The organism is Tateyamaria sp. LSS28 (genome assembly GCF_059611725.1).
On record NZ_JCAPFI010000002.1, the window covers coordinates 477,867 to 503,562 of the forward strand.

The 25,696-nt window shown below is 57.6% G+C and carries 23 protein-coding genes; 16 read left to right on the forward strand and 7 right to left on the reverse strand.

Going from position 1 to position 25,696, the window contains the following annotated elements; genetic code table 11:
• The first annotated feature begins 95 nt into the window (after positions 1-95).
• Complete coding sequence (locus AC53L6_RS06940) at positions 96-764, forward strand: glutathione S-transferase family protein (RefSeq protein WP_299206262.1); 669 nt, start codon at positions 96-98, stop codon at positions 762-764.
• Between the two features lie 17 nt (positions 765-781).
• A complete protein-coding gene (locus AC53L6_RS06945) occupies positions 782-1,234 on the forward strand; it encodes an SRPBCC family protein (protein WP_496907304.1) in 453 nt (150 codons plus the stop codon).
• A 100-nt stretch (positions 1,235-1,334) separates the two neighbouring features.
• Here the strand turns inward: AC53L6_RS06945 and nagA are convergent, their stop codons facing one another.
• From nagA to AC53L6_RS06965, 4 genes are read right to left on the reverse strand one after another with little or no spacing between them, the layout of a single operon-like run.
• On the reverse strand, positions 1,335-2,474 hold the full coding sequence (gene nagA, locus AC53L6_RS06950) for an N-acetylglucosamine-6-phosphate deacetylase (protein ID WP_496907305.1): 1,140 nt from the start codon (positions 2,472-2,474) through the stop codon (positions 1,335-1,337).
• Positions 2,471-3,499: an SIS domain-containing protein gene (locus AC53L6_RS06955; protein ID WP_299206268.1), complete on the reverse strand. Its 1,029-nt coding sequence runs from the start codon at positions 3,497-3,499 to the stop codon at positions 2,471-2,473. Before AC53L6_RS06955 ends, nagA begins: the two co-directional genes overlap by 4 nt.
• Positions 3,500-3,519: 20 nt before the next feature.
• Positions 3,520-4,269, reverse strand: coding sequence for a GntR family transcriptional regulator (locus AC53L6_RS06960; RefSeq protein WP_496907306.1), 750 nt, complete (start codon positions 4,267-4,269; stop codon positions 3,520-3,522).
• On the reverse strand, positions 4,256-5,143 hold the full coding sequence (locus AC53L6_RS06965; protein ID WP_496907307.1) for a glucosamine kinase nucleotide-binding domain-containing protein: 888 nt from the start codon (positions 5,141-5,143) through the stop codon (positions 4,256-4,258). The genes AC53L6_RS06960 and AC53L6_RS06965 overlap by 14 nt, the downstream gene beginning before the upstream one ends.
• A 156-nt stretch (positions 5,144-5,299) precedes the next feature.
• On the opposite strand from AC53L6_RS06965, the gene AC53L6_RS06970 reads away from it, so the two are divergent.
• From AC53L6_RS06970 to AC53L6_RS06995, 6 genes are all read left to right on the forward strand, one after another.
• Positions 5,300-6,187 carry an N-acetylmuramic acid 6-phosphate etherase gene (locus AC53L6_RS06970; protein WP_496907308.1) on the forward strand — a complete coding sequence of 296 codons (888 nt, stop codon included), beginning with the start codon at positions 5,300-5,302 and terminating at the stop codon, positions 6,185-6,187.
• Positions 6,188-6,212: 25 nt separating this feature from the next.
• On the forward strand, positions 6,213-7,466 hold the full coding sequence (locus AC53L6_RS06975; protein WP_496907309.1) for an ABC transporter substrate-binding protein: 1,254 nt from the start codon (positions 6,213-6,215) through the stop codon (positions 7,464-7,466).
• A 64-nt stretch (positions 7,467-7,530) separates the two neighbouring features.
• Complete coding sequence (locus tag AC53L6_RS06980; RefSeq protein WP_496907310.1) at positions 7,531-8,445, forward strand: carbohydrate ABC transporter permease; 915 nt, start codon at positions 7,531-7,533, stop codon at positions 8,443-8,445.
• 10 nt (positions 8,446-8,455) lie between these two features.
• Positions 8,456-9,295, forward strand: coding sequence for a carbohydrate ABC transporter permease (locus AC53L6_RS06985; protein WP_299604954.1), 840 nt, complete (start codon positions 8,456-8,458; stop codon positions 9,293-9,295).
• Entirely contained in the window at positions 9,292-10,323 is a 1,032-nt protein-coding gene (locus AC53L6_RS06990; RefSeq protein WP_496907311.1) for a Gfo/Idh/MocA family protein, read from the forward strand. Before AC53L6_RS06985 ends, AC53L6_RS06990 begins: the two co-directional genes overlap by 4 nt.
• Positions 10,320-11,315 (forward strand): ABC transporter ATP-binding protein, encoded by a 996-nt coding sequence (locus tag AC53L6_RS06995; protein WP_496907312.1) that lies wholly within the window; start codon positions 10,320-10,322, stop codon positions 11,313-11,315. The genes AC53L6_RS06990 and AC53L6_RS06995 overlap by 4 nt, the downstream gene beginning before the upstream one ends.
• Before the next feature lie 24 nt (positions 11,316-11,339).
• Here the strand turns inward: AC53L6_RS06995 and AC53L6_RS07000 are convergent, their stop codons facing one another.
• A complete protein-coding gene (locus AC53L6_RS07000; RefSeq protein ID WP_496907313.1) occupies positions 11,340-14,132 on the reverse strand; it encodes a bifunctional aconitate hydratase 2/2-methylisocitrate dehydratase in 2,793 nt (930 codons plus the stop codon).
• 409 nt (positions 14,133-14,541) lie between these two features.
• Here AC53L6_RS07000 and AC53L6_RS07005 point away from each other — a divergent pair, with 409 nt between their 5' ends.
• The gene (locus AC53L6_RS07005) at positions 14,542-14,733 is read left to right on the forward strand and encodes a hypothetical protein (protein WP_299206296.1); all 192 of its coding nucleotides are present in this window, start codon (positions 14,542-14,544) and stop codon (positions 14,731-14,733) included.
• Here the strand turns inward: AC53L6_RS07005 and nqrM are convergent.
• Both nqrM and AC53L6_RS07015 read right to left on the reverse strand, forming a co-directional pair.
• The gene (gene nqrM, locus AC53L6_RS07010; RefSeq protein WP_299206298.1) at positions 14,730-14,972 is read right to left on the reverse strand and encodes a (Na+)-NQR maturation NqrM; all 243 of its coding nucleotides are present in this window, start codon (positions 14,970-14,972) and stop codon (positions 14,730-14,732) included. The genes AC53L6_RS07005 and nqrM overlap by 4 nt on opposite strands.
• A 24-nt stretch (positions 14,973-14,996) precedes the next feature.
• Positions 14,997-15,920 carry an FAD:protein FMN transferase gene (locus AC53L6_RS07015; RefSeq protein ID WP_496907314.1) on the reverse strand — a complete coding sequence of 308 codons (924 nt, stop codon included), beginning with the start codon at positions 15,918-15,920 and terminating at the stop codon, positions 14,997-14,999.
• A 263-nt stretch (positions 15,921-16,183) separates the two neighbouring features.
• Between AC53L6_RS07015 and AC53L6_RS07020 the strand changes: the two genes are divergently transcribed.
• The 7 genes from AC53L6_RS07020 (at position 16,184) to AC53L6_RS07050 (ending at position 25,531) form a co-directional block, all read left to right on the forward strand.
• Positions 16,184-17,524, forward strand: coding sequence for a Na(+)-translocating NADH-quinone reductase subunit A (locus tag AC53L6_RS07020; RefSeq protein ID WP_496907315.1), 1,341 nt, complete (start codon positions 16,184-16,186; stop codon positions 17,522-17,524).
• Between the two features lie 3 nt (positions 17,525-17,527).
• Positions 17,528-18,727, forward strand: a complete 1,200-nt coding sequence (locus tag AC53L6_RS07025; RefSeq protein ID WP_496907316.1) for an NADH:ubiquinone reductase (Na(+)-transporting) subunit B — start codon at positions 17,528-17,530, stop codon at positions 18,725-18,727.
• A complete protein-coding gene (locus AC53L6_RS07030; protein WP_496907317.1) occupies positions 18,720-19,535 on the forward strand; it encodes a Na(+)-translocating NADH-quinone reductase subunit C in 816 nt (271 codons plus the stop codon). The genes AC53L6_RS07025 and AC53L6_RS07030 overlap by 8 nt, the downstream gene beginning before the upstream one ends.
• Positions 19,535-20,188 (forward strand): NADH:ubiquinone reductase (Na(+)-transporting) subunit D, encoded by a 654-nt coding sequence (locus tag AC53L6_RS07035; protein ID WP_496907318.1) that lies wholly within the window; start codon positions 19,535-19,537, stop codon positions 20,186-20,188. The genes AC53L6_RS07030 and AC53L6_RS07035 overlap by 1 nt, the downstream gene beginning before the upstream one ends.
• Entirely contained in the window at positions 20,188-20,796 is a 609-nt protein-coding gene (nqrE, locus tag AC53L6_RS07040) for an NADH:ubiquinone reductase (Na(+)-transporting) subunit E (protein ID WP_299604979.1), read from the forward strand. Before AC53L6_RS07035 ends, nqrE begins: the two co-directional genes overlap by 1 nt.
• 12 nt (positions 20,797-20,808) lie before the next feature.
• Complete coding sequence (gene nqrF / locus AC53L6_RS07045) at positions 20,809-22,029, forward strand: NADH:ubiquinone reductase (Na(+)-transporting) subunit F (protein WP_496907319.1); 1,221 nt, start codon at positions 20,809-20,811, stop codon at positions 22,027-22,029.
• A 409-nt stretch (positions 22,030-22,438) separates the two neighbouring features.
• Complete coding sequence (locus tag AC53L6_RS07050; protein WP_496907320.1) at positions 22,439-25,531, forward strand: valine--tRNA ligase; 3,093 nt, start codon at positions 22,439-22,441, stop codon at positions 25,529-25,531.
• Positions 25,532-25,696 lie beyond the last annotated feature (165 nt).

Below are 25,696 nucleotides of genomic sequence, written 5' to 3' on the forward strand. Positions count from 1 at the left end.
ATTTTTGATAGTATATCAAAAATTCCTGCCTACTTTTCCAAACATACCAATGAGGCTAGGCCTGTGCAAACACGCAGCCTCAAAGGATATGCACCATGACAGTCGAATTCTGGACAGTGAGCGGGGCGCCAAGCCCCTGGCGCGCAGCGCTTGGCATGGCTTTCAAGGGCCTCGACTATGACGTTCACATGCTTTCTGCCGCACAAAAAGAGCACAAATCAGATACATATCTTGCGCTCAATCCCCGCGGCACAGTGCCAACTCTAACAAGCGGCGATCAAACGCTTGGTCATTCCATTGCCATCCTCGCGTGGCTGGATCGCACGCATCCCGGGTCACCTTTGTTTGGGGAAACGCCACAGGAAGCCGGGCAAATCTGGCAACGCACAATGGATGTCTTTGACTATTTGCCACCGGCGACCAGTGCGGTTCTGTCGCCAATCTTTTTCAATGGCGCTGCAGAAGCCACTGACGATTTATTGGCCGCCGCTGACACTCTGCGATCCGAATTGGGCCATTTGTCCGACATCTTGAGCGACGCGGCCTACCTGTCCGGGGCGCGGCCGGGAGCAGTGGACGCCGTTGCCTTTCCCCATGTTCGATTGATCCAACGGGCGACCGAGACGAAACCACAGATCATGCAAGACCTCGGGTTGCCCAATCTCCACGCGATCTCACCCAAAGTCGCAGATTGGGTGGCACGTATTGAGCAGCTGCCAAACGTGGCAGCGACCTTCCCACCTCATTGGACCGAAGCGTCGTAAGGAGCGAGACAGTGAACATGCAAAACTACCGGAAATCCATTGTTGTCACAGCGGACGCTACCGCGGCCTTCAATGCTGTCACGCACGGTGTCGAACACTGGTGGACGCGCCCGGATCAACCACTTCGACACCCAGGGGATCGGGCCAAGTTCTCCTTTCCGCCGGGTGTCTCATACTGGACCTTCGAACTGACCCACACGGACGACCCGTCACGGGTGGAATGGACCTGCGTGGACGCCCTGCATGTTCATGACGGGCAACCAAAAGCCATTGAAACCGAATGGCTGGGCACCAAGGTGATCTGGAGCATCAGCGAAGGAGCAGCAGGCACGAAGATCGAGCTTGAACACGATGGGCTCACTCCAAAGCTGCTATGCTACGACATCTGCGAAGCGGGTTGGGATATGTTCTTCTTGGAAAGCCTGAAGAAATATCTCGACAGGGGGCAAGGCGCACCGCATCCATCCTAAAAACCACTCTGCACACAGATCGGATCACGCGCGCAGAGGTTGGTGATGTGCCAAAGACCAACGCAAGACGTCATTCCGGCGACACGTCCTACCGATCGGTTCAGATCAGGGCTGAAACGCGGCTCAGATCAGAAGAAATGCGGATCATATCGGTCAATCGCGTCCGGCCAGATTCCAATGTTGAACCCGGCAGTCCAATAAGGTCAGCCGGGTCACTGATTGCCGACCTCAGCGCGTCATCAAGCGGAACACCGACCTTTTCAACAATCGTTCGAATAGCCGTGGTCAGGTCCAGATCGGCGCCTGCAAGGGTTCCATCGGCGAGGGTCAGGATACCGTCCTTGCGCCGGATGGTTCGCCCACCCAATTCAAAAACCTCGCCGTCAGTCCCGGCAACTGCCATGGCATCGCTCACCAGGAAGAGGCGACCCGGCCCCGTCTTTGCCTGCCAGGCGACACGCATGGTTTCCGGATGGACGTGAACGGCATCCGCGATCAGACCGGCGGACGCATGACCGGTGGCAAGCGTGGCCCCTACCAAACCCGGTTGGCGATTGCCCAGTTGGCTCATGGCATTAAAAAGATGCGTGGCGCAGCGGGCACCGTTGGCAAAGTATCGGCAGCAGGTATCAAACTCCGCATCGGTATGCCCCAACGAAACGACAACACCAGCGGCTGCAAGCGTTTGCACTTGCATCTCTGTAACGTTCTCAGGTGCGACAGTGACCATCAAGACCGGCAACGTGCGCGCCGCAGCCAACAGAACATCCAGATCGTCCTGTTCCATCGGGCGGATGAGTGCAGCGTCATGGGCCCCCTTGCGCGCAACGGACAGGTGAGGTCCTTCAAGATGCAGCCCGACAATACCGGGGACACCGTCGCGCACGGCATCGACCGCTGCGGCGATTGCGGCATGGGTCTTGTCCGCCGTATCGGTGATGAGCGTGGGCAAGAGGGCACGAACCCCAAGCCGCCGATGTGCTGATGCAATCCTGCGAAGTGTGCCGACAGACGGGTCATCATTGAACATGATACCACCGCCGCCATTGACCTGGAGGTCGACAAAACCCGGGGACAGAATATCCCCAGCCAGATCGAACTCGGAAGCGTCGGCACGCACGTCAACATCCGATCCAAAGGCCGTCAGGATGCCATCCTGAAACCTGACCGCACCTGCCTTGTGCAAGGCTTCACCGTCAAAGACCTGAGCATTCCGATAGATTGTTGCGCCTTGGGTCATACCGTCTCGGTCACTTTGTTAAGGTGACGCGGCGCGTCGGGGTTGATGCCACGGCCAACCGCAACCGCCTCGACCATACCGTAGAATGACACGATTGCCGCCACCGGATCGGTCAGCCAATGCCCCGTCCGCACATGTGGCAACACTGTTGCACGTTTTGCACCTCGGGCCAGCGTAAAGACCTCCGCGCCCTTTTCAACAAGTGCGTCGGACGTTTGCGCAACACTGTCCTCGGCGGCGTCGCCAGCAGCGAAGGTAATAACTGGAAAACTTTGCCCGATGATCGAAACTGGTCCGTGAAACACTTCGGCAGAAGAATAGCTCTCTGCGTGAATGAGGCAGGTTTCCTTGAATTTGAGGGCGGCTTCGTTGGAGATTGCCCACGAAGGTCCACGTCCCAGCGTAAAGAGCGATGAACCGTCGATTGCGGCGGCGGCCTCTGACCAGTCACATCGTGCCGCGGCAGCAAGGTGATCAGGTAGCGCATGGATCGCCGCGACAAGGTCTTGATCGCCCTTTGTCTCTGCGATCAACCAGAGGCCCGCGACAAGGGACGTTACGAAAGTCTTGGTCGCCGCAACGCTGAGTTCCGGACCCGCATGTATGGGAAGTGTGATTTCCGAGGCCATGGCAAGGCGCGACTTGTCGTTGTTGGTGATCGCAACCGTGAACGTACCATTCTTTCGAAGGCTTTCAGTCATGGCCACGATGTCTGGGCTTTGCCCCGATTGCGAAACAGCGATGCAAAGCGCGTCAGCCGCATCAAGATCCACGCCGTAGATCGAGCTAACGGAGGGGCCAACCGACGCCATGGGCCGTTTGAGGATCAACTCGCTGACATATTTGAGGTAGGTGCACGCATGGTCCGACGATCCACGCGCGACAGATAGTAAGAAGCGCGGGTCGAAAGCGCGCGCTCTTTCAGCGGCTGCGGTGACGGCACTGCCGCCCTCCGCCAAAAGACGTTCGACCGCGTCGGGTATCTCAAGAATTTCCCGGCGCATCTGTGTTGGTTCGGTTGACATGTGGGACGACCTTCCTCTTGTCACAAACGCAGCTCCGCCACGAAATCATAGGCGTCACCGCGATAGAGCGAGCGGGTAAGTTCTGCGACCCGACCACTTTCCAGATATGATGTACGTTCAATTTTCAGTCCGGCAGCCCCATCAGCAACGCCAAGCAAGTCTGCCTCGGGAGCGTCGATGTTGATGGCCGAGATTTTCTGAACCGCACGGACCGGGCGCCGTCCATGGCGCGCCAATACCTCGTATAGCGACGTCTTGACCTCCAACGGGTTCGGCAAGATATCGAGCGGCAGCGAAGCGCGTTCCAGCGCCATCGGTCGACCACCCGCTTCCCGCAGGCGATAAATGCGCGCGACCTCGTTCACGTCACCGAGGCCAAGAACACACTGCTCCTCCTCGGTGGGTGCAAAAACACCACGCTCCAGCCATTTCGAGGTTGTGTCGAGGCCACGATGGGACATGTCCTCGGTGAACGAGGTCAGATGCGAAAGCGACTGCTCCATCCGCGCGACAGGCTCGCGAATGAACGTTCCCGAACCCTGACGTTGCTCTACAAGGCCGTCCTGAACCAGCGCCTGGATGGCCTTGCGCACGGTTACGCGCGAAAGATCAGTGATATCCGCCAATTCTCGCTCCGGCGGGAGCGAGGAGTTGGGCGGCAGAACGCCAGTGCCGATCCCCTCTTCCAGCCGCCGCCTTAGCTGCACGTAACGCGGCCCACCATTGGCGGCCAACCAACTATCCGGGCGAAGGAACTCAACGGTGCTCATCGGCGATCTCCCTTGCAAAATCCAGCGCGAGGGACATCGCGCCATCCAGCGGCTCACCCTCAGCTTTCGACAAACAGGTCCGAACGTTTTCCGGAAGGTACGGCCCGTAATGCCGTCCAATACCACCGGTCAAACACACCGGTACGCCTGCCTGCCATCCCAGATGACCGATTGCTCGGGCAACCTCGCTCGCCCCCCGAGACATGATCTTTAGCGCGAGTGTGTCACCATCCGCCGCGGCACTGGTCACCTGCGGTGCCAGCTTGCCAAACTCCGACGGATCCGCCGCTCTTGCAAAGCCAACAAGGCCCGCAGCCCCTTTAAAATCGGTCAGGATGCGCGCGCTCAGCGGGCTGGCATCGACCCGACCATCAACGGCTTCAAGCGTCAGCTGAAGAGCCATGCGACCAACCCATTGCGCCGACGCCTCATCTCCCAGAACCGGACCCCAACCACCGGCCAACTTGATATCGCCACTGAACTGTGCGGCATAAAACGAACCGGTCCCACAATGGGCGATGACACCATCCCGCTGGCCCAGCACACCGCGCACGGCTGCGGGTCGATCATCCGCGATTCGAACCCGTCGAAACGGCAAAGCGGCGCGCAAGCGCTCAATGCTATCTATCCCCGTAACACCCGCCAGACCAACAAAGGTGGGCGCGGCGGACAGCTCCTCAACCGGTCGCGACATACGCTCGGCAAGGTATTGAAGTCCCCGCACAACTTCACGAACCGCCCGGTCAAAATCTGTGGACACATTCGCAGACCCGGTTTCAACCGAAACGACATCCCCACGCTCGAACGCGTTCATACGGCAGCGCGTTCCACCACCGTCGATGGCAATAACAAGGGTATCGTCTGATCTGCTCATACTAATGCCATTACAATACCTATCGCAGAAACTAAAGGCCTAAATAGAACCAATACTCCCAAAAAATTGCAAATTTCTCCGTATTTCCAGAGGTTAAGAAAATTCTGGACAAAAGGTATTATATAGGTATCTTTTTATCTATAACGGAGGAATCGCATGCCCAGGCCACGAACTGAAGCGCTGCACGACATGGCAGAGGGGCTCGATATGCGCCCGCTGGCAGATGTGGCAGGCGTGCTGGCCCGCGGGCAGATCGCCGCGGCCGAAGTTGTTCTAGCGGCGGCTCCGACCATAGCAGACGGCGCAGCTGCCATGGCAAACACGATCCGCGCGGGCGGCGTGCTGCACTATGTGGCCGCCGGATCTTCGGGGTTGATGGCAGCCGCAGATGCACAGGAACTTGGCGGCACCTTCTCCATTCAGCCTGAACAATTGCGCATCCATATGGCGGGCGGCTTGCCAACCGGCGTCGAGATGCCTGGGGACACCGAAGACGCCACTGACAGCCTTCAGGGTTCACTCACGGACCTGTCCACGCGGGACACGATCATCGCCGTCTCGGCCAGCGGCTCGACACCCTACACGCTTGCTGCCGCGCAGATTGCGCGATCGGCAGGCGCGACAATTGTGGCAATCGCCAACAATACCGGCTCTGCGCTTCTGGAACTGGCAGATCATCCAATCTGCCTTGCCACACCACCCGAGGTGATTTCGGGATCAACCCGCATGGGCGCCGGTACGGCGCAAAAGATCGCACTCAATATGCTGTCAACGCTGATGGCGGTCGAACTTGGCCACGTCCACGATGGGATGATGGTCAACGTGCACGCCGATAACATCAAACTTCGCGCTCGGGCACGATCCATTGTCTGCCGGATCGCGAATGTCGAACCAACCGCTGCAGAAACCGCGCTCGAGATGGCGCAGGGCGAGGTCAAGCCAGCCGCCCTTATCGCCGCCACGGGCGTATCAGCGGACAAGGCACATGAAATTCTTCGAGAAACCGAAGGAAACCTGCGCGCCGCTTTGGCGCGAAATACCTGACTAAAAATCCTAGGGGAGGTCAAATATGACACGCAACACATTGAAGCTGGCGCTTGCAACGACAGCACTAGTGGCAACAAGCGCCCACGCGCAAGATACTACGCTGACCATTGAAAGCTGGCGCAACGACGACCTGAAACTCTGGCAAGACCAGATCATCCCGGCATTTGAGGCTGAAAACCCTGGCATCAAGGTTGAATTCAGACCGTCAGCACCAGCCGAGTACAACGCTGTACTCAACTCCAAACTGGATGCCGGATCGGCCGGTGACCTGATCACCTGCCGCCCCTTTGATGCGTCCCTGGCCCTTTATGACGCGGGTCATCTGTCTGACCTCAGCGACCTCGAAGCCATGTCGAATTTCTCGGATGTTGCCAAATCCGCGTGGCAAACGGACGATGGATCAGCCAGCTTTTGCGTTCCGATGGCAAGCGTCATCCATGGGTTTATCTACAACAAGGACGCCTTTGAAGAGCTAGATCTAAGCGTCCCCGAAACAGAGGCTGAATTCTTCGCGGCCCTCGACACAATCAAGGAAGATGGCGGCTACATTCCGATGGCGATGGGCACAAACGACCAATGGGAAGCCGCGACAATGGGCTACAACAACATTGGTCCAAACTACTGGAAGGGTGAAGAGGGCCGTCTGGCATTGATCGCCGGTGAGCAGACCCTTACCGATCCGGAATGGATCGCGCCTTACGCCACCCTCGCCCGCTGGGGCGACTATCTTGGCGCGGGATATGAGGCACAGACCTACCCTGACAGCCAAAACATTTTTACATTGGGGCGCGCAGCGATCTATCCGGCAGGTTCTTGGGAAATTTCCGGCTTCAACACACAGGCTGATTTTGAGATGGGCGCGTTCAAGCCGCCGGTCCAGAACGCGGGCGACACATGCTATATCTCGGATCACACGGATATCGGGATCGGCATGAATGCTGCCACCGACAACCCGGAAGCTGCGCGAACGTTCCTAGCCTGGGTCGCAAGCCCTGAATTCGCAAGCATCTTCGGCAACGCGCTCCCGGGTTTCTTCCCCTTGTCGAAAACGCCCGTGGACCTGGAAGACCCGCTTGCCAAGGAGTTCGTGAGCTGGCGCGGGGAATGTGAATCGACCATCCGGTCAACCTACCAGATCCTGTCACGTGGCACGCCGAACCTCGAAAACGAAACTTGGGGTGCATCGGTTGCCGCTATCAAAGGCACCGCGACGCCCGAAGACCTTGGCCAGGGCCTGCAGGACGGACTGGCAAGCTGGTACGAACCGCAGCAGTAACCTCTTTTGCTGCAAAACCCCGGGCACGTCAAACGGCCCGGGGCCCTTTCCCGGAGTGAGATAAATGAAACAGGCCCGCATTCGCTGGCATATCCTCGTGTTCCTTGCGCCAGCCGTCTTTGTCTACACCGCCGTGATGATCTTTCCGCTCTTCAACACCTTGCGGCTCGCGCTTTACACGCGGGTCGATCAGGAGCGTGTGTTTGTGGGGTTAGAGAATTTCCGAACGCTGTTCTTTGACCCAATCTGGGCTGAACAGTTCTGGAATGCTCTGTGCAATAACTTCTGGTTCTTTCTGGTCCATATGCTGGTGCAAAACCCGATTGGCATCGCACTCGCCGCTCTGCTCAGTCATCCGCGACTGCGGTTTGCCGCGCTCTACCGTTCAGCGATCTTTATTCCGACAATCCTGTCATTCGTCATCGTCGGTTTCGCATGGAAGCTGATCCTCTCGCCCATATGGGGCATTGCACCTTCTATGTTGGATGCCGTGGGACTCGGCTCGCTCTACGCCCCATGGCTCGGGAAAGAAGAATATGCACTCACCACACTGGCGCTTGTCTCGGTGTGGCAGTTCGTGGGCATTCCGATGATGCTGATCTACGCCGCACTTCTCACCATTCCCGAAGAAATCCTCGAAGCCGGTGAGGTTGACGGCATCACCGGCATGGCAGCCTTCTGGAAAATCAAGCTGCCACTGATCTTGCCATCGATCGGGATCATCTCGATCCTAACATTTGTCGGCAACTTCAACGCCTTTGATTTGATCTATGCAGCACAGGGCGCTCTGGCCGGGCCGGATTTCTCGACCGATATCCTGGGCACATTCATGTATCGCACCTTCTTTGGCTTCCAGCTTCAGTTGGGCGACCCACATATGGGCTCGGCCATCGCTGGCGCGATGTTTGCGATCATCCTCGTCGGTGTCTGTATCTACCTCTTTGGCATCCAGACGCGGATGCGCCGCTATCAGCTGTGAGGACAACCCGATGAACAAGGCACGATCCAATCCGCTGAACACGCTGGCAATGCATGGTGCATTGATCCTCTACACTCTGATCGCGCTGTTTCCGGTTTTCATAATCCTGATCAACAGCTTCAAGGAACGCCGCTCGATCTTTCGTGAACCGTTGGCCCTGCCAGATTCGGAAAGCTTTTCGACCATCGGCTACGAAACCGTCATGCAGCAGGGCGACTTTTTCCTCTACTTTCAGAACTCGATGATCGTCACGGTGGCATCGCTGTTCTTCATACTGCTTTTTGGTTCAATGGCGGCCTACGCCCTCAGCGAATACCGGTTCCGCGGCAATATGCTTATGGGCCTTTACCTTGCGTTGGGCATCATGATCCCGATCCGTATCGGAACCGTTGCGATCCTCGAAATGATGGTCGCGACCGGGCTTGTGAACTCTCTCTGGGCTTTGATCCTTGTCTACACCGCGCAGGGGCTGCCACTGGCGGTCTTCATCCTCAGCGAATTCATGCGGCAGGTGTCAGACGACCTCAAGAATGCCGGGCGGATCGACGGGCTGAGTGAATATACGATCTTCTTCCGCCTTGTACTGCCTCTTGTGCGCCCCGCCATGGCGACGGTTGCCGTTTTCAACATGATCCCGATCTGGAACGACCTCTGGTTTCCGTTGATCCTGGCGCCTGCCGAAGAAACAAAGACGCTGACACTCGGCTCTCAGGTGTTCATTGGTCAGTTCGTGACAGACTGGAACGCGGTCCTGTCGGCCCTGTCGATGGCAATCCTGCCGGTGCTGATCCTCTATGTGATCTTCTCGCGGCAGCTGATCCGGGGCATAACGTCTGGAGCAGTCAAATGACCCGCGTACTGATTGTAGGCCTGGGCAATATGGGACGCAGTCATGCGCTGGCGCACCACTACAACGCAGACGCGCAGATAAAGGGACTGGTCAATCGGTCCGATGTCTCCTTGCCGCAAGAGCTTTCGGAATACCCAAGGTTCGCAACTTTCGAGGAAGGTATGGCAACAACCCCCGATCTGGTCGTGATCGCGACCTACTCGGACAGCCACGCGGACCTTGCTTGCAAGGCCATGGAAGCAGGCGCCCATGTTTTTGTGGAAAAACCGCTTGCAACCACCGTCGCAGACGCCAAGCGCGTTGTCGAAACGGCCAAGCGCACAAACCGCAAGCTCGTGGTCGGATACATCCTCCGCCACCATCCATCATGGATCCGCCTGATCAATGAAGCACGCGACCTCGGCGGTCCCTATGTATTCCGCTTGAACCTGAACCAGCAATCGTCCGGCGCTGAATGGGAAACCCACAAGGCGCTGATGCAAACAACCAGCCCCATCGTCGATTGCGGCGTCCACTATGTCGACGTGATGTGCCAGATCACGGATGCGCGACCGATCCGCGTACATGGAATGGGGCTTCGCCTGTCCGATGAAATCGCCGAGGATATGTACAATTACGGCCAGTTTCAGGTGATCTTCAGCGACGGCTCCGTCGGATGGTACGAGGCAGGTTGGGGCCCGATGATGTCCGAAACCGCGTTCTTCGTAAAAGACATCGTCAGCCCAAATGGTGCCGTCTCGATCACTGACGGCAACAAAGGCGCGTCTGCAGACATCGACGGGCACACCAAAGTGGGCGGTATTCTGGTTCACACAGCTGACGGAGACCGGGAAATCGACATGCCCGACGAGCCCGGTCACCAGGCGCTGTGTGACGCAGAACAGAACTACACCTTGCGCGCCATCGCCGAGGATATCGACCTGACACGCCACATGAACGATGCGGTGCAATCGCTTGCTATCTGCTTGGCCGCGGATGAAAGCATCCGGTTCGGCCAGCCCATTTTGCTTGAGGAGATCCTGAAATGACTGCCCTGTCGCTGAAAAATGTGAACAAATCCTTCGGCAAGGTCCATGTCCTCAAGGACGTCAATCTGGATGTCGAGAAAGGTGAGTTTGTGGTGTTCGTTGGTCCGTCAGGCTGCGGCAAGTCCACTCTGCTGCGGGTCATCGCAGGTCTGGAGGACGCCACATCGGGCGAGATCAGCATCGGTGGCGAGGTCGTGAACCTGACACCCCCCTCCAAACGCGGCATCGCCATGGTGTTCCAAAGCTACGCGCTTTACCCGCATCTGAATGTACGGGGAAACATGACGCTGGCGCTCAAACAGGAAGGCCAGCCTAAATCGGTGATCGAAGAGCGAGTGCAAACGGCGTCCAGAATGCTCAACCTCGAACCCTATCTCGACCGTTACCCCTCAGAACTGTCGGGCGGGCAGCGCCAGCGTGTCGCCATCGGTCGAGCCATCGTCCGCAAACCAGAGTTGTTCCTGTTCGACGAACCGCTTTCCAACCTTGACGCAGCCCTTCGGATGAACACCCGGATTGAGATTGCGAACCTGCACCGCCAGCTTGGGGCATCCATGATTTATGTTACGCATGACCAGACCGAGGCCATGACGCTAGCAGACAAGATCGTTGTCCTGCGCGACGGACGGGTCGAACAGATCGGCAGCCCGATGGAGCTCTATAACAACCCCGCAAATCAATTCGTTGCAGGGTTTCTTGGCGCACCTTCCATGAATTTCTTTCCGGCCGGGATCATCCAGGACGGCGATGACCGGATCATGGGCGTCCGCCCCGAAGACTTGTTTCTTGCAGATGACGGTATCCTGTCTGCCCGCGTCAGCCACGTCGAAAAACTCGGGGGTGATACCAACGTGATTGCCCATTTGAAGGATCACCAAATCACGGCCCGCCTTTTCGGCCAGCACGCGGTCGAGGAAGGTCAGGACCTGCGTTTCGGCTTCAATCCACAAAGCGCATATCATTTCGATACACAGGGCGCGCGTCTCTACTAGGAACACGCGCCGCCCGACAGCACCTTAGAAGTGAACCGACAGGCTGTCCAACGGCTTTGTGAGCGGCGGGGCAAACTTGGTAAGGTTAATGCCGTCAACCGCGACCTTGTATTCCTCGAGCGTCGGGGTCCGTCCCAAAATGGCAGACAGGACCACCACCGGTGTTGATCCAAGCAGGGACTCGCCTTTCTTAGTTTTGCTGTCCGCAACCACACGCCCCTGGAACAGCCGCGTCGACGTGGCCAGAACAGTATCACCCTTGGCCGCCTTTTCCTGGTTGCCCATACACAGGTTACACCCCGGACGCTCAAGATAGAGGATATTCTCGTACTCGGTGCGTGCCTGAACCTTTGGCGCGGCATCATCGAATTCGAAGCCACAGTATTTCTGCAGGATGGCCCAGTCGCCCTCTTCCTTCAGCTCATCAATGATGTTGTAGGTTGGTGCTGCCACCACAAGCGGCGCCTTGAACGTGACTTCGCCATATTGCGCCTCGAGGTTGCGCAGCATCTGGGCGACGATCTTGATGTCCCCTTTGTGAACCATGCAAGACCCGACAAAACCAAGATCGACCTTCTTTTCAGCCTGGTAGTAGGAAATCGGGCGGATCGTGTCGTGGGTGTAGCGCTTGGAGACATCGACATTATTGACGTCGGGGTCCGCAATCATGGGCTCGACGATCTGATCAAGGTCAACCACCACTTCCGCTGCGTATTTCGCATTATCGTCCGGCGTCAGCGCGGGTTTCTGGCCCGATTTGATATCGGCGATGCGCTGTTCAGCAATGTCGATCAATTTGGCGAGCATGCCATTTTCATGCTCCATGCCCTTTTCGATCATGATCTGGATACGGCTCTTGGCGATCTGCAGGCTTTCGATCAGCGTCTCATCGTTCGAGATACAGATCGAGGCCTTGGCCTTCATCTCCGCTGTCCAGTCGGTGAAGGTAAAGGCCTGGTCTGCCAGTAGCGTCCCGATATGCACTTCGATGATGCGCCCCTGGAACACATTGTCACCATGCTGCGCCAACATCTGGGCTTGGGTCGCATGGACCACATCACGGAAATCCATGTGATCGGCCATCTTGCCTTTGAAGGTCACCTTCACGGACTCGGGGATCGGCATCGATGCTTCCCCGGTGGCCAGCGCCAAGGCAACAGTGCCGGAATCCGCACCAAATGCCACGCCCTTTGACATCCGCGTGTGGCTGTCACCGCCGATGATGATCGCCCAATCATCGACTGTAATGTCGTTAAGTACCTTGTGGATCACATCTGTCATCGCATGGTACGCGCCCTTGGGGTCGCGCCCGGTTACCAGGCCGAATTTGTTCATGAATGCCATGAGCTTCGGTGTGTTGGCCCGCGCCTTCGCATCCCAGACAGATGCAGTGTGACAGCCCGACTGATAGGCACCGTCCACGGAAGGTGACAGGACGGTCGCCGCCATCGCCTCAAGCTCTTGCGCCGTCATCGGACCCGTGGTGTCCTGCGACCCCACGATGTTGACCCGCACCCGCACGTCAGAACCTGCATGCAGCATTGTCCCCGGTGTGGCACCAACCGAATTGGCGTTGAAAATCTTTTCGACCGCAGTCATGCCCTGACCTTCGTGGCTGATCTCTTTCGAAGGGGCAAAGACCGCCGGTGCTTCGATCCCCAGCGTTTCGGCCGCAAAAGTCTGCAGCTTCATACCAAAGACAATAGCGTAAGAACCGCCCGCCTTCATGAATTCCATTTTTTGGGGCGTGAACGATCCGGCCATATCGACCAGTTCATCCTTGCCATCCGCGCTGTACAGCTTCTTGGACTTTGTGTTGATGGTCAGCACTGTGCCGGTTTCGACGGAATAACGCTGTTCCAGCACCGGGTTGCCATCGTTGTTGAAGATCGGCTTGCCATCCTCGCCCATCTTCTTGATCCAGTTCTTCAGGTCGACACCAATCCCGCCCGTCACGCCAACCGTGGTCAGAAAGATCGGAGAGATTCCGTTTGTTCCGGCCACGACCGGAGCGATGTTGATAAACGGCACATAGGGCGACGCCTGCTTGCCCGTCCACAGCGCCACGTTGTTGACCCCTGACATCCGGGAGGATCCGACGCCCATAGTCCCCTTCTCGGCAATCAGCATAACGCGCGCATCGGGATGCTTCAGCTTAAGTGCCTCGATCTCTTTCTGCGCCTCCTCGGACATCATGCACTTGCCGTGCAACTCGCGGTCGGCGCGGGAATGCGCCTGGTTGCCCGGGCTAAGCAGGTCGGTGGAAATATCGCCTTCTGCGGCGATATAAGTCACGACCTTTATCTCTTCGTCGATGTCGGGAAGTTTGGTGAAAAACTCGGCGTTGGCGTAGCTTTGAAGCAGTTCGACGGCAATCGCGTTGCCAGCTTCATAGGCCTCTTTGATCCGGTCAGTGTCAGCTTCGTAAAGGAAGACCTGTGTCTTCAGGACTTCTGCCGCTTCCTTGGCGATGCCCTCATCCGTGCCAAGCGCCAGGTCCAGTAGCACTTCGACCGAAGGCCCGCCTTTCATGTGACTAAGCAATTCAAAGGCGAAGGTTGGCGTGATTTCATCTACCTCGACCTCTCCCAGAACGATCTCTTTCAGGAAGCGGGCCTTGACACCCGCAGCACTCGTGGTGCCGGGCAACGTGTTGTAAGTAAAGAAGTCGAGGCAATCGTCACGGTGCAGGCTGTTTGCATCCTTGATGTACCCAATGACCTCTTCGGTCAAAGCGCCATCATCGATGGGCTTCGGGCTCAACCCCTGTTCTTTTCGTGTTTCGATTTCGGTCAGGTATTCAGTATAAAGGGTCATGGGTCTATCCGCGTCTGGCATTCCGCTGGGCCGGCGCCACGATATCCACGCGCCGATCTGCAATTGTATGCTGTAGTATACAATAAAAAACCAAGTTCAAGTCGACGGCGTACAGAATTCTGCCGCAAAAAGATAAAATTCTGGCGATCCGTGCGCTGCGCCGACGTAAACGCATCGCATCAAATGCTCAAGGCTGACCCAAATCCCTGCGCTGTATGTCGCACAGCTAAACGGATTCTGTACGCACCCAAGACACATGGCATCCCTGGCGCACGATCATTGACGGATCGCGAGACAGCAATCAGGCATCAGGCTGATGAATTCGGGCTTGGGTGCTTTGTGCTGGACGATCAGGTTTGTAAGATAATACTGACGGCTCAACAGGTCGTTGATGCCCCAAGGAACGCCAATGGATTTCAGCAGTCTCACGCTCAGCCCGGCGCTGGCGACCCTGATCTTCTGCCTCACCTGTCTGGCGGGGCATAGGTATCGGCGTGTGTGGAAGGCCGAAGGGCCCATTTATCAATATTGGGTCTTCGGTTTGCTTGCGGCCAGCGGCCTTCTGATCCTTGGATTTATTCCGGTCGACTTGCCCGGTTAAGCCGTGTGATCAAGACCGGACCGCTCCAGCATTTTTCGGGCACGTGGGCATTCAAGCCGGTCTTTCAAAGGTGAATCAGGGTCGATTTCCTTGTGGCAAACCAGACATTCATTGCCGTCACCAATGGCGTTAAGACCGCCGCAGCTGCCCTTGATCCGCTTGTTCATAAAGATCACGCCAAGCGACATTCCCAGCGTCACCAAAAGAAGAAACAGAAAAGTCAGCAGGAAAGTGGCCATGTCTGGTGCCTCGTTTGACTTTTGCTAAGCGGTAAGAGCTTCAAATCTGGGACTGACGTATGTCTTGAAGGCCTGTTGTTCAACGCCGGGGCGACGCTCGATGAACTGAACCGCAATATCCTGCGCTGCCGCAACCTCGAGCCCCTTCTCGCGACCGAGGATAAGCATCGCAGTTGACCACGCATCCGCAAGCATCGCGTTATCTGCAAGCACAGTCGCAGAAGCGGTCTCATGCGTCACGGGGTACCCCGTGGTCGGGTCAATCAAATGCGAAAAGCGCTGACCGTCCACCTCGAAATAGTTGCGGTAGTCGCCGGACGTTGCCAGGCCCATACCAGACAGCCCTACAACACCGGCAAGCGTACGGTCCCCTGGGTTGGGCACTTCGATCCCGATCTGCCAGGCCAACCCATCGGGATTGAGGCCCGCCGTATAAAGATCGCCACCAATTTCGACCATGTAGTCCTTCAGGCCAAAGGCCTCGAGAACCTGACCGATGTGATCGGCGCCATAGCCCTTGCCGATCCCTGCCAGATAGATCTGCGCTTGCGCGTGGCGCTTGGCCATGTGGTCGCCGTTCAAGTTCAATACGTTCTGATGGCCAGCGATCTCCATCGCTTCGGCGACCGCATCAGAGTTCGGCACAGTTGCCGCACCGGGCGCGCCAAAGCCCCACAATTCGATCAAACCGCCGATGGTTGTGTCAAAGCGTCCTTCACTTGCTTCATGCACATGTGCGGATGCGTTCATGACGCGCGATAGTTCGGGTGACATCGTCTGTGTCGCGCCACCTGATGCGGCATTGAAGCGCGCAATTTCTGACCCATTGTCCCAATTCGAAAGCTTCCGCGTGACATCGGCAAGGGCCGTGTCAATCGCCTCTTTGATCTCGGGCTTGTCCAACGTTCCATCGTGATCTATAGCGACAACATTGTAAGTTGTCCCCATGGAAAAACCTGTAATCTCAATAAGATGAGTGCGGTTTTTACATGCAGCCAAGGCAAGTGTCATGGCGAGAAACGTACGGCGGTGCAATTTGAGTGAGGCGGTCACAGAAAGTCCCCTTCTTGCGCGGTCGCGTTGGCCTTAGACCAATTTGTAAAATCTTCAACCTCAATATGGTCAAAGTCATAAAAAAGCTCTAGCACCGACGCGGCCACACCGTAAGCCAATCGGCCGTAAACGGCTATCATCAACTGAAGGTCTCTAAAGTGAAGCAATTTGTGCTCCGAAAAGGCTTGAACCTGCCGATCTCCGGTGCCCCAAGATCAGACGTAGAGGAGGCCCGCGCCGTCACTTCCGTCGGGCTGCTGGGTGCCGACTACATTGGCCTGAAACCAAGTATTCTTGTTGCAGAGGGCGACGAGGTGGTCGCCGGCACTCCGATCATGATCAACAAGACGATGCCCGAAGCACAGATCGTCGCGCCCGTTTCCGGAAAGGTCCGTACCATCAGCCGAGGGGCGCGCCGCAAGCTCATCAGCGTCGTGATTGATACGCACGAATCCTCTGCCGCACCGGTAGACTTTTCAAAGGTCGGTGACAGCACCACCCGTGACGGGATTGTCGAGCGGCTGTGCGCGGCCGGTTTGTGGACATCGTTCCGCACACGCCCCTATTCCAAGATCCCTGCACCGGACGGCGCACCAATCGCCATCTACGTGACCGCAACGGATACAGAGCCGTTGGCACCCAACCCACAGATCGCGATCACCGAAGATGCAGAGGCGTTTGAGGCGGGACTGAAGACAGTTGCCGCACTGACGGACGGTCCGACCTATCTGTGCCAAAGCTCTGATGCCCCCTTGCCCGGCAGCAACTTGGCAGGTGTTGAAGCCGTCAATTTCAGCGGTCCGCATCCCGCAGGACTGGCTGGCACTCACATGCATTTTCTGACGCCGCCACAACCCGACCGGTATGTCTGGACGATCGGGTATCAGGATGTGATCGTGATCGGCCGCCTGATGCTGACCGGAACATATGATGCAAGCTGCATCATTGCGCTGGCGGGGCCCGCGTGCACAGACCCGCGTCTGGTGCGCACCGTCGCAGGCGCATCGCTTGCAGATTTGTGTGCAGACGATTTGCCTGACCTCCCCGTCAGGATGATCTCCGGCTCGGTTCTGAGCGGACGGGCTGGCGAAGGCGACGATGCCTATCTGGGCCGCTACGCCCGACAGGTCACGCTCATCGAAGAGGACAAGACGCAGATCCCGATGGGATGGATCCGCCCGATGATTTCCAAATACGCGGTCCAGCCCGTTCTTGGATCTGCCCTCGCCAAGCGAACCTTCCCGCTGAGCTCAAACTTGAACGGCGGTCGCCGCGCCATGGTTCCGCTGGGCACGTTCGAAGAGCTGATGCCGCAGGATTTTCTGCCGACACAATTGCTGCGCGCCTTGCTGGTGATGGACACTGATCAAGCCCAGCTTCTGGGGGCGCTTGAACTGGATGAAGAGGATCTTGGCCTCGTTGGCTTTGCCTGTCCCGCCAAGTACGAATATGGAATCGCCCTGCGCGATTGCCTCGCAAAAATCGAGAAAGAAGGGTAAGTTATGGGGCTTCGCAACTTCTTCGACAGGATCGAGCCGCAATTCACCAAAGGCGGCAAGTGGGAGCGCTATTTCCCCATCTACGAGATGGTAGAGAGCTTTCTCTACACGCCCAAAACTGTCACGACCGCGGCACCGCACGCGCGATCATACATCGATATGAAGCGGATCATGACCTACGTCGTTCTGGCGACGGTCCCGTGCATTCTGATGGCACTGTACAACACCGGCTACCAGACAAACCTCGCGATTGCCGAATTTGGCCCCTCGGGTTGGCGCGCAGCCATCATCGGCGGTCTGGGGATCGGGTTTAACCCGCTCAATCCCCTCGCGAACATGCTGCATGGGCTTTTGTACTTCCTGCCCATCTACATTGTGACATTGGTGGCCGGTGGCATCTTCGAAGTCATTTTCGCAACCGTGCGCAAACACGAGGTGAACGAGGGCTTTCTTGTCTCGTCCATGCTCTACGCGCTGATCCTGCCCGCAACGACGCCGCTCTGGCAGGTGGCCCTCGGCATCATCTTTGGCGTGGTGATCGGCAAGGAAGTCTTTGGCGGCACGGGCAAGAACTTCCTCAACCCGGCCCTGACCGGTCGGGCGTTCCTGTACTTTGCCTATCCCGCCCAACTGTCCGGCGACAGCGTCTGGGTGCCCGTCGACGGGTTTACCGGGGCTACAGCGCTGGCCGTCAGCGCGTCTGACGGGTTTCAGGAACTGGCCGCGCGCGGCATGACCTGGTGGGACAGCTTCCTGGGCTTTGTGCCGGGGTCGCTGGGCGAAACATCGACACTGGCAGCGCTGCTGGGTCTTGTCTTCCTGCTGGCGACAAAAATCGCCAACTACCGAATGGTGCTGGGCTGTCTTGGCGGGATGATCGGCTTCTCGCTCTTGCTGAATGCGATAGGGTCCGACACCAACCCGATGTTCGCCCTGCCCTGGTACTGGCACCTCGTGCTGGGCGGATACGCCTTTGGCCTTGTCTTTATGGTGACGGAACCGGTCTCGGGTGCGCATACCAATATGGGTCGCTATATCTATGGCGCGCTGATCGGTGTCATGGTTGTGATGATCCGGGTGATCAACCCTGCCTTCCCCGAAGGTATGATGCTCGCGATCCTGTTCGGAAACGTGTTTGCGCCGCTCATCGACCACTTTGTCGTACAGGCGAACATCAAGCGGAGGGCAAAGCGCAATGTCTGACCAAGACCCGCAAAACGCACCCAAAGGGCCCATCGGGCGATTCCTTGCCCTGCCCCCCGACTCGGTCGGCAAAACAATCTTTGTTGCCGTCGCGGTCTGCCTCGTGGCGTCCATGATCGTGTCATCAGCCGCGGTTGCGTTGCGTCCGGCGCAGGCTGTGAACGCGTTGAAAGACAAGCAGGTCAATATTTTGCAGGTGGCCGGCGTTCATGACCCTGAGGTCGATGTGATCAAAGCGTTCTCGGTGTTCGAGCCCCAAGTGCTCGAGCTGGCAACCGGGCAATTCTCGGATACGTTCGATCCAGCCACCTTTGATGATCGTGCGGCTGCCGACGATCCGGCAACGTCGCAAGCACTCGAAAACGATCCCGCAGGCATCGGCCGCCTGTCTGACTACGTCACCGTGTATCTGCTGCGCGATGACGCGGGCGAGATTGACAAGGTCATCCTGCCCATCCACGGCTACGGCCTGTGGTCCACGCTCTATGGCTTCATCGCGCTCGAGGAAAACGGCAACGACATCTTCGGGCTGCAATTCTACGATCACGCGGAAACACCGGGCCTGGGGGCCGAGGTGGACAACCCGCGCTGGCGTGCGTTGTGGAACGGTGCCCGGCTGCGCGATGACGCAGGCGCGCTTCAAATCACCGTGGCCAAGACCGCACCGCCTGCGGGCGAGGAATACCACATTGACGCGCTGGCAGGCGCAACGCTGACCTCCGTTGGCGTCGACAATCTGATTAAGTTCTGGATGGGCGAGGCTGGATACGCCCCGTTTCTTGAAAATCTCAAAGCGGGAGGCATCTGATGGCTCATAAACGCAAAGAAATGCTGATCGACCCATTGGTCGACAACAACCCGATCACCTTGCAGGTGCTGGGCATCTGTTCAGCATTGGCCGTGACATCGTCCTTGCAGGTGGCACTGGTGATGACGATCGCCGTGACCTTGGTCACCGGGTTCTCCTCCATGTTCATCTCGATGATCCGGAACCACATCCCCAGCTCCATCCGCATTATCGTGCAGATGGTGATCATCGCCTCGCTCGTGATCCTGGTGGACCAGGTGCTCAAGGCTTACGCCTTCGAGATCTCCAAAACCCTTTCGGTCTTCGTCGGCCTGATCATCACCAATTGCATCGTGATGGGGCGCGCAGAAGCGTTCGCCATGAAAAACCCGCCGCTCGACAGCTTCATCGACGGGGTCGGAAACGGTCTGGGCTACGGGCTTATCCTGATGCTGGTCGGCTTCATTCGCGAGCTGTTCGGCTCGGGCAGCCTCTTTGGCATCACGGTGCTGCCAACAGTCAACAATGGCGGATGGTACGTGCCTAATGGCATGTTGCTGTTGCCGCCATCGGCCTTCTTTATCATCGGCCTGATCATCTGGGCCTTCCGCGCATGGAAACCCAAGCAGGTTGAAGAACGCGAATACAAAATCCAGACGATGGAGCCCCATTGATGGAGAACTATCTCGCCCTCGCCGTCAAAGCGATCTTTGTCGAAAACCTTGCCCTGTCGTTCTTTCTTGGCATGTGCACGTTCATCGCGGTGTCCAAGAAGATTTCGACAGCCATCGGGCTTGGGATTTCGGTTATGGTCGTGCAGTCGATCACGGTGCCCGCCAACAACCTGATCCTGACCTATCTGCTCGCCCCCGGCGCGCTGGCATGGGCCGGGTTCGGTGAGGTTGACCTGACCTTTCTTGGCCTGATCTCCTATATCGGAGTGATCGCCGCTCTCGTGCAAATCCTCGAGATGGTGCTCGATAAGTACTTCCCGCCGCTCTACAACGCGCTGGGTGTGTTCCTGCCCCTGATCACCGTGAACTGCGCCATCCTCGGTGGGTCGCTGTTCATGGTTGAACGCGGGTACGATTTCGGCGAAAGCGTCACCTATGGCGTCTCGTCCGGGTTTGGCTGGGCCTTGGCCATCACGGCCATGGCGGGCGTGCGCGAAAAGCTGAAATACTCTGACATCCCCGACGGCCTGCAGGGCCTCGGCATCACCTTCATCACCGCGGGCCTCATGGCCATGGCGTTCATGTCGTTCTCCGGCGTGAAACTGTAAGGGGCGATTGTTATGGCAACCTTTGGTCTTGGTATTCTTCTGTTCACGTTGATCGTGCTGGCGCTGGTGACAATCATCCTCGCCGCCCGGTCAAAGCTTGTCTCAAGCGGCAATGTGAACATCACCATCAATGGCGAAAAGACGATCTCGGTGCCCGCCGGTGGCAAGCTCTTGCAAACCCTGGCCGAGCAAAAGCTCTTTGTACCGTCGGCCTGCGGCGGCGGCGGCACCTGCGCCCAATGCCGCGTGCGCATCCATTCCGGTGGCGGGTCCATCCTGCCCACCGAAGAAAGCCACATCACCAAGCGCGAAGCCTCTTGTGGTGACCGCCTGTCCTGTCAGGTTGCGGTCAAGCAGGATATGGAGGTCGAGGTGCCCGAAGAGGTGTTCGGCGTCAAAAAGTGGGAATGCACGGTTCGGTCGAACGAAAACGTGGCGACGTTCATCAAGAACCTCGTGCTGGAATTGCCCGAAGGCGAGGATGTGAACTTCCGCGCGGGTGGCTACATCCAGATCGAAGCGCCCCAGCACGCGCTGAGCTATGATGATTTCGACGTTCAGGAAGAGTATCGCGAGGATTGGGACAAGTTCAATCTGTGGCAATACAAGTCCACTGTGGCAGAGCCGATTGAGCGGGCCTATTCGATGGCCAACTACCCCGAGGAAAAGGGGCTGATCATGCTCAACGTCCGGGTGGCCTCGCCGCCTCCGGGATCAGATGTCCCCCCGGGGCAGATGTCGTCCTACATCTTCAATCTCAAGCCCGGCGACAAGGTGACAATTTCCGGCCCGTTTGGCGAGTTTTTCGCCCGCGATACGCAAAAGGAAATGGTGTTCATTGGCGGCGGCGCGGGCATGGCGCCCATGCGCAGCCACATCTTCGACCAGCTCAAGCGCCTCAAAAACCGCGATCGCAAGATCACGTTCTGGTACGGTGCGCGGTCGAAAAAAGAGATGTTTTTTGTCGAGGATTTCGACGAGCTGGCCAAGGAGTTTCCCAACTTCACCTGGCACGTTGCCCTCTCGGACTCGCTGCCAGAAGATGAGTGGACGGGATACACGGGCTTCATTCACAACGTGCTGCATGATGAATATCTCAAGGATCATCCCGCACCAGAAGACTGCGAATATTACATGTGTGGTCCTCCAATCATGAACTCATCCTGCATCAACATGCTGATGGACCTTGGTGTCGATCGCGAAGATATCATGCTGGATGATTTTGGAGGCTAGTGGGCCTGCCCCCGCTGCGTCGGGAGTGGGCGTGGATACTGGCCAATACATCACGGATACCTTCAGTAGCCACATTGTCCGCTAGGCTATGGGGAACGACCAAAAGGTGCCGCTTGTTTTGGATGCGATGAACATGGCGGTTACACCGCGCAACCTCTACGGTGTGCCCGGGTCGCCATACAAGTCGAGTACGTTGCATGGGGCTACCCCCCTCGCGTCACCTTTCCGCTTTGGGCTATGAGTCTCCGACCAGATGGAAAGGAACCGCCGCTGACAGGCAGGCGTCTCCATACCCATAACCGCGCATACAACCGGGGAAACTCCAACTCGACTATTTCGGCTGGGCTTTAGGGTCTTCTTGTTGGATATGGTCTGGAGTATAGCCCACGTAAGACAATGGAAGTCGCAGATGGAAAAGACATTCAACGCAGCCGAGGCCGAACCGCGCATATACAAGATGTGGGAAGATTCAGGCGCGTTTGCAGCCGGGGCCAATGCCAAACCCGGTGCGGACACATTCTGTATTCAACTGCCCCCGCCCAATGTGACCGGTTTTTTGCATGTGGGCCACGCGTTTAACCACACGTTAATGGACATGCTGACCCGTTGGAAGCGGATGCAGGGATATGATGTCCTGTGGCAGCCCGGGCTGGATCACGCGGGCATCGCAACCCAGTTGATGGTTGAAAAACAGATGGCCGCGGATGGAGAGAACCGGAAACGGTCCGAGATGCCCCGGGACGAATTCATCTCGAAAGTTTGGGACTGGAAAGCGGACAAGGGTGGCGTGATCGAAAAGCAGGCTCGTCGTCTGGGCGATAGTATGGATTGGGAACGCTCGGCCTTTACCATGTCCGGGGCTGCAAGCGCACCCGCGACAGAGAAGCCCGGTAACTTCCATGACGCCGTGCTCAAGGTCTTTGTGCAGATGTACAACGATGGCCTGATCTATCGCGGCAAACGACTGGTCAACTGGGACCCCCATTTTGAAACGGCAATTTCCGATCTCGAAGTCGAGAACAATGAAGTTGACGGCCATATGTGGCACTTCAAATACCCGCTCGCGGATGGGCAAACCTATGAATATGTCGAGAAGGACGAAGACGGCAACGTCACCCTCCGCGAGATGCGCGACTACATCTCAATCGCCACGACCCGGCCGGAAACAATGCTGGGCGACGGCGCCGTTGCGGTACACCCCGAGGACAAGCGATATGCCCCCATTGTCGGTAAGCTTTGCGAAATCCCGGTTGGCCCCAAGGAACACCGCCGCCTGATCCCAATCATCACCGATCGCTACCCCGATCCGGATTTCGGGTCCGGTGCGGTCAAGATCACCGGCGCGCATGACTTCAACGACTACGAAGTTGCAAAACGCGGCAACATCCCGATGTACAACCTCATGGACACCAAGGCGCACATGCGCGACGACGGTGAACCGTATGCCACAGCGGCCGCCAGCGCACAGCGCATTGCCCGGGGTGAAGAGGGTTTCGACGAAGGCAAAGTTGCCGCGATGAACCTCGTCCCCGATGAATACCGGGGCCTTGACCGACTTGAGGCGCGCGCGCGCATCGTCGCGGATATCACGGCAGAGGGGAACGCGGTTATGATCGCAAACCCGGCGCTTGAAACCGCCGAGGCACCCGATGGCGACCAGCTTGAACTGCCTGCGACTATCCCGTTCGTAGAGGCCAAAAAAATCATGCAACCGTTCGGCGACCGCTCCAAAGTGGTCATCGAACCGATGCTGACCGACCAATGGTTTGTGGACTCGTCCAAAATCGTTCAGCCCGCGCTGGATGCCGTCCGCGAAGGCCGGGTCAAGATCATGCCGGAATCTGGCGAAAAGGTCTTTTATCACTGGCTGGAAAACATCGAACCCTGGTGCATCTCGCGGCAGCTCTGGTGGGGGCACCAGATCCCGGTTTGGTTCGGACCTTCTGTTACGCCCCAGGGCGAGCTCTCCGCACAAAATCAATTGCAGTTCTGCGCACCCAACCATGGAGCGGCAGTAGAACTAGCCAAGGCAAAGTACAAAGAACTCTTAGGCTACGAAGTCGAAATCGACGACTTTCAAATGATCGAAGGCGATTGGGCTGAACGAGTAAAAGCGGCGGGACATCATGTCGCTACAGCGGACGCTTCATGGGGTTTTACCGATGAAGGTCGGATCACAGAAATCGCTATCTCCCGGGATGAAGACGTTCTAGACACCTGGTTCTCCTCCGGGCTCTGGCCCTTTGGTACGCTCGGTTGGCCCAACGAAAACGACCCGGCGATGAAATACTTCCCCGGCGACGTTCTCGTCACCGGCCAGGACATCCTGTTCCCTTGGGTTGCGCGGATGATGATGATGTCGCAAGCCGTCCTGCAAGACGATCCATTCCACACCGTCTACCTGCACCAGCTTGTCCGCGACGCGAAGGGCGAGAAGATGTCGAAGACGCGCGGCAACGTCATCGACCCGCTCGACATGATCGACGCCTACGGCGCAGATGCTCTCCGTTTTTCCAACGCGCAAATGGCGGCCTTGGGCGGTGTTCTGAAAATCAGCGAAGACCGGATCAAGGGGTATCGCAACTTCGGCACAAAACTGTGGAACGCCTTCAGCTTCGCCGATCACTACCAGATCCCCTATCTGGGCGACGCAGCACGACCCGAAGCCACGCAGACGCTCAACAAGTGGATTATCGGCGAAACCGGCAAAGTCCGCGAGGCCGTCGATGCGGGCATGGAAAGCTACCGGTTCAATGATGCGGCCGACGCGCTTTACGCATTCACCTGGGGCAAAGTCTGCGACTGGTATCTGGAGTTTTCCAAACCCATCCTGCAAGGCGATGATGCGGCGGCCAAGGCCGAGACCGAACAGACTCTGCGCTGGGTGCTTGATCAATGCCTGATCATGCTGCACCCGATCATGCCGTTCATTACTGAAGAGCTTTGGGGGCTGGCGGGCGACCGCGCCAAAATGCTCATCCACGCCGATTGGCCGGAATACGGGACGGAACTGGTCGACGTTGATGCAGACCGCGAAATGAACTGGGTGATCGGGCTAATCGAAAGCATCCGTTCTGCGCGCGCGCAAGTCCATGTGCCGGCAGGCGCAAAAGTGCCATTGCTTGTCATGGGACTAGACACCAAGGGACAATCGGCCTGGGACAACAACGCGGCACTGATCCAGCGGCTGGCCCGGATCGAAAGCCTGGAACACGTGGACAGTTTCCCCAAAGGCTGCGTCACAATTCCCACGGATGGCGGGACCTTTGGGATCCCGCTGGAAGGGTTGATTGACGTGGGCTCGGAAATTGCGCGTTTGGAAAAGACGATGCAGAAGCTGGGCAAAGAACTGGGCGGGCTGCGTGCCCGGCTGAACAACCCGAAATTCGTGGCCTCAGCGCCGGATGAGGTGGTCGCAGAAGCCAAGGAAAACCTGCGCTTGCGCGAAGGGGAAGAGGCTGAAATGAAAGCGGCCATCGCCCGACTTCAGGAACTCGGCTAAAAACAGCAAGGGGCGGTCCAAGGGCCGCCCCACGTCTTTACTCGTCCAATCAAATCGCCGCCGCAGGTGTCTTGGGCGTACAACTATTGGAATATATAGCCTACGGAAAACAGATTGATCCCCGTTCACCGCAGCGGCCCAAAATCTGAAGGAAGAACGCTGATC

Excerpts from the sequence above, each read along its gene's own strand:
- AC53L6_RS07000 (WP_496907313.1), bottom strand. The coding sequence starts at position 14,132 with ATGACCCTTTATACTGAATACCTGACCGAAATCGAAACACGAAAAGAA.
- nagA (WP_496907305.1), bottom strand. The coding sequence starts at position 2,474 with ATGACCCAAGGCGCAACAATCTATCGGAATGCTCAGGTCTTTGACGGT.
- AC53L6_RS07050 (WP_496907320.1), top strand. The coding sequence starts at position 22,439 with ATGGAAAAGACATTCAACGCAGCCGAGGCCGAACCGCGCATATACAAG.
- AC53L6_RS06980 (WP_496907310.1), top strand. The coding sequence starts at position 7,531 with ATGAAACAGGCCCGCATTCGCTGGCATATCCTCGTGTTCCTTGCGCCA.
- AC53L6_RS06975 (WP_496907309.1), top strand. The coding sequence starts at position 6,213 with ATGACACGCAACACATTGAAGCTGGCGCTTGCAACGACAGCACTAGTG.
- AC53L6_RS07025 (WP_496907316.1), top strand. The coding sequence starts at position 17,528 with ATGGGGCTTCGCAACTTCTTCGACAGGATCGAGCCGCAATTCACCAAA.
- AC53L6_RS06945 (WP_496907304.1), top strand. The coding sequence starts at position 782 with ATGCAAAACTACCGGAAATCCATTGTTGTCACAGCGGACGCTACCGCG.
- AC53L6_RS06985 (WP_299604954.1), top strand. The coding sequence starts at position 8,456 with ATGAACAAGGCACGATCCAATCCGCTGAACACGCTGGCAATGCATGGT.
- nqrM (WP_299206298.1), bottom strand. The coding sequence starts at position 14,972 with ATGGCCACTTTCCTGCTGACTTTTCTGTTTCTTCTTTTGGTGACGCTG.
- AC53L6_RS06965 (WP_496907307.1), bottom strand. The coding sequence starts at position 5,143 with ATGAGCAGATCAGACGATACCCTTGTTATTGCCATCGACGGTGGTGGA.
- nqrF (WP_496907319.1), top strand. The coding sequence starts at position 20,809 with ATGGCAACCTTTGGTCTTGGTATTCTTCTGTTCACGTTGATCGTGCTG.
- nqrE (WP_299604979.1), top strand. The coding sequence starts at position 20,188 with ATGGAGAACTATCTCGCCCTCGCCGTCAAAGCGATCTTTGTCGAAAAC.
- AC53L6_RS06960 (WP_496907306.1), bottom strand. The coding sequence starts at position 4,269 with ATGAGCACCGTTGAGTTCCTTCGCCCGGATAGTTGGTTGGCCGCCAAT.
- AC53L6_RS06940 (WP_299206262.1), top strand. The coding sequence starts at position 96 with ATGACAGTCGAATTCTGGACAGTGAGCGGGGCGCCAAGCCCCTGGCGC.
- AC53L6_RS06990 (WP_496907311.1), top strand. The coding sequence starts at position 9,292 with ATGACCCGCGTACTGATTGTAGGCCTGGGCAATATGGGACGCAGTCAT.
- AC53L6_RS07005 (WP_299206296.1), top strand. The coding sequence starts at position 14,542 with ATGGATTTCAGCAGTCTCACGCTCAGCCCGGCGCTGGCGACCCTGATC.
- AC53L6_RS06955 (WP_299206268.1), bottom strand. The coding sequence starts at position 3,499 with ATGTCAACCGAACCAACACAGATGCGCCGGGAAATTCTTGAGATACCC.
- AC53L6_RS07035 (WP_496907318.1), top strand. The coding sequence starts at position 19,535 with ATGGCTCATAAACGCAAAGAAATGCTGATCGACCCATTGGTCGACAAC.
- AC53L6_RS07015 (WP_496907314.1), bottom strand. The coding sequence starts at position 15,920 with ATGGGGACAACTTACAATGTTGTCGCTATAGATCACGATGGAACGTTG.
- AC53L6_RS06970 (WP_496907308.1), top strand. The coding sequence starts at position 5,300 with ATGCCCAGGCCACGAACTGAAGCGCTGCACGACATGGCAGAGGGGCTC.
- AC53L6_RS07030 (WP_496907317.1), top strand. The coding sequence starts at position 18,720 with ATGTCTGACCAAGACCCGCAAAACGCACCCAAAGGGCCCATCGGGCGA.
- AC53L6_RS06995 (WP_496907312.1), top strand. The coding sequence starts at position 10,320 with ATGACTGCCCTGTCGCTGAAAAATGTGAACAAATCCTTCGGCAAGGTC.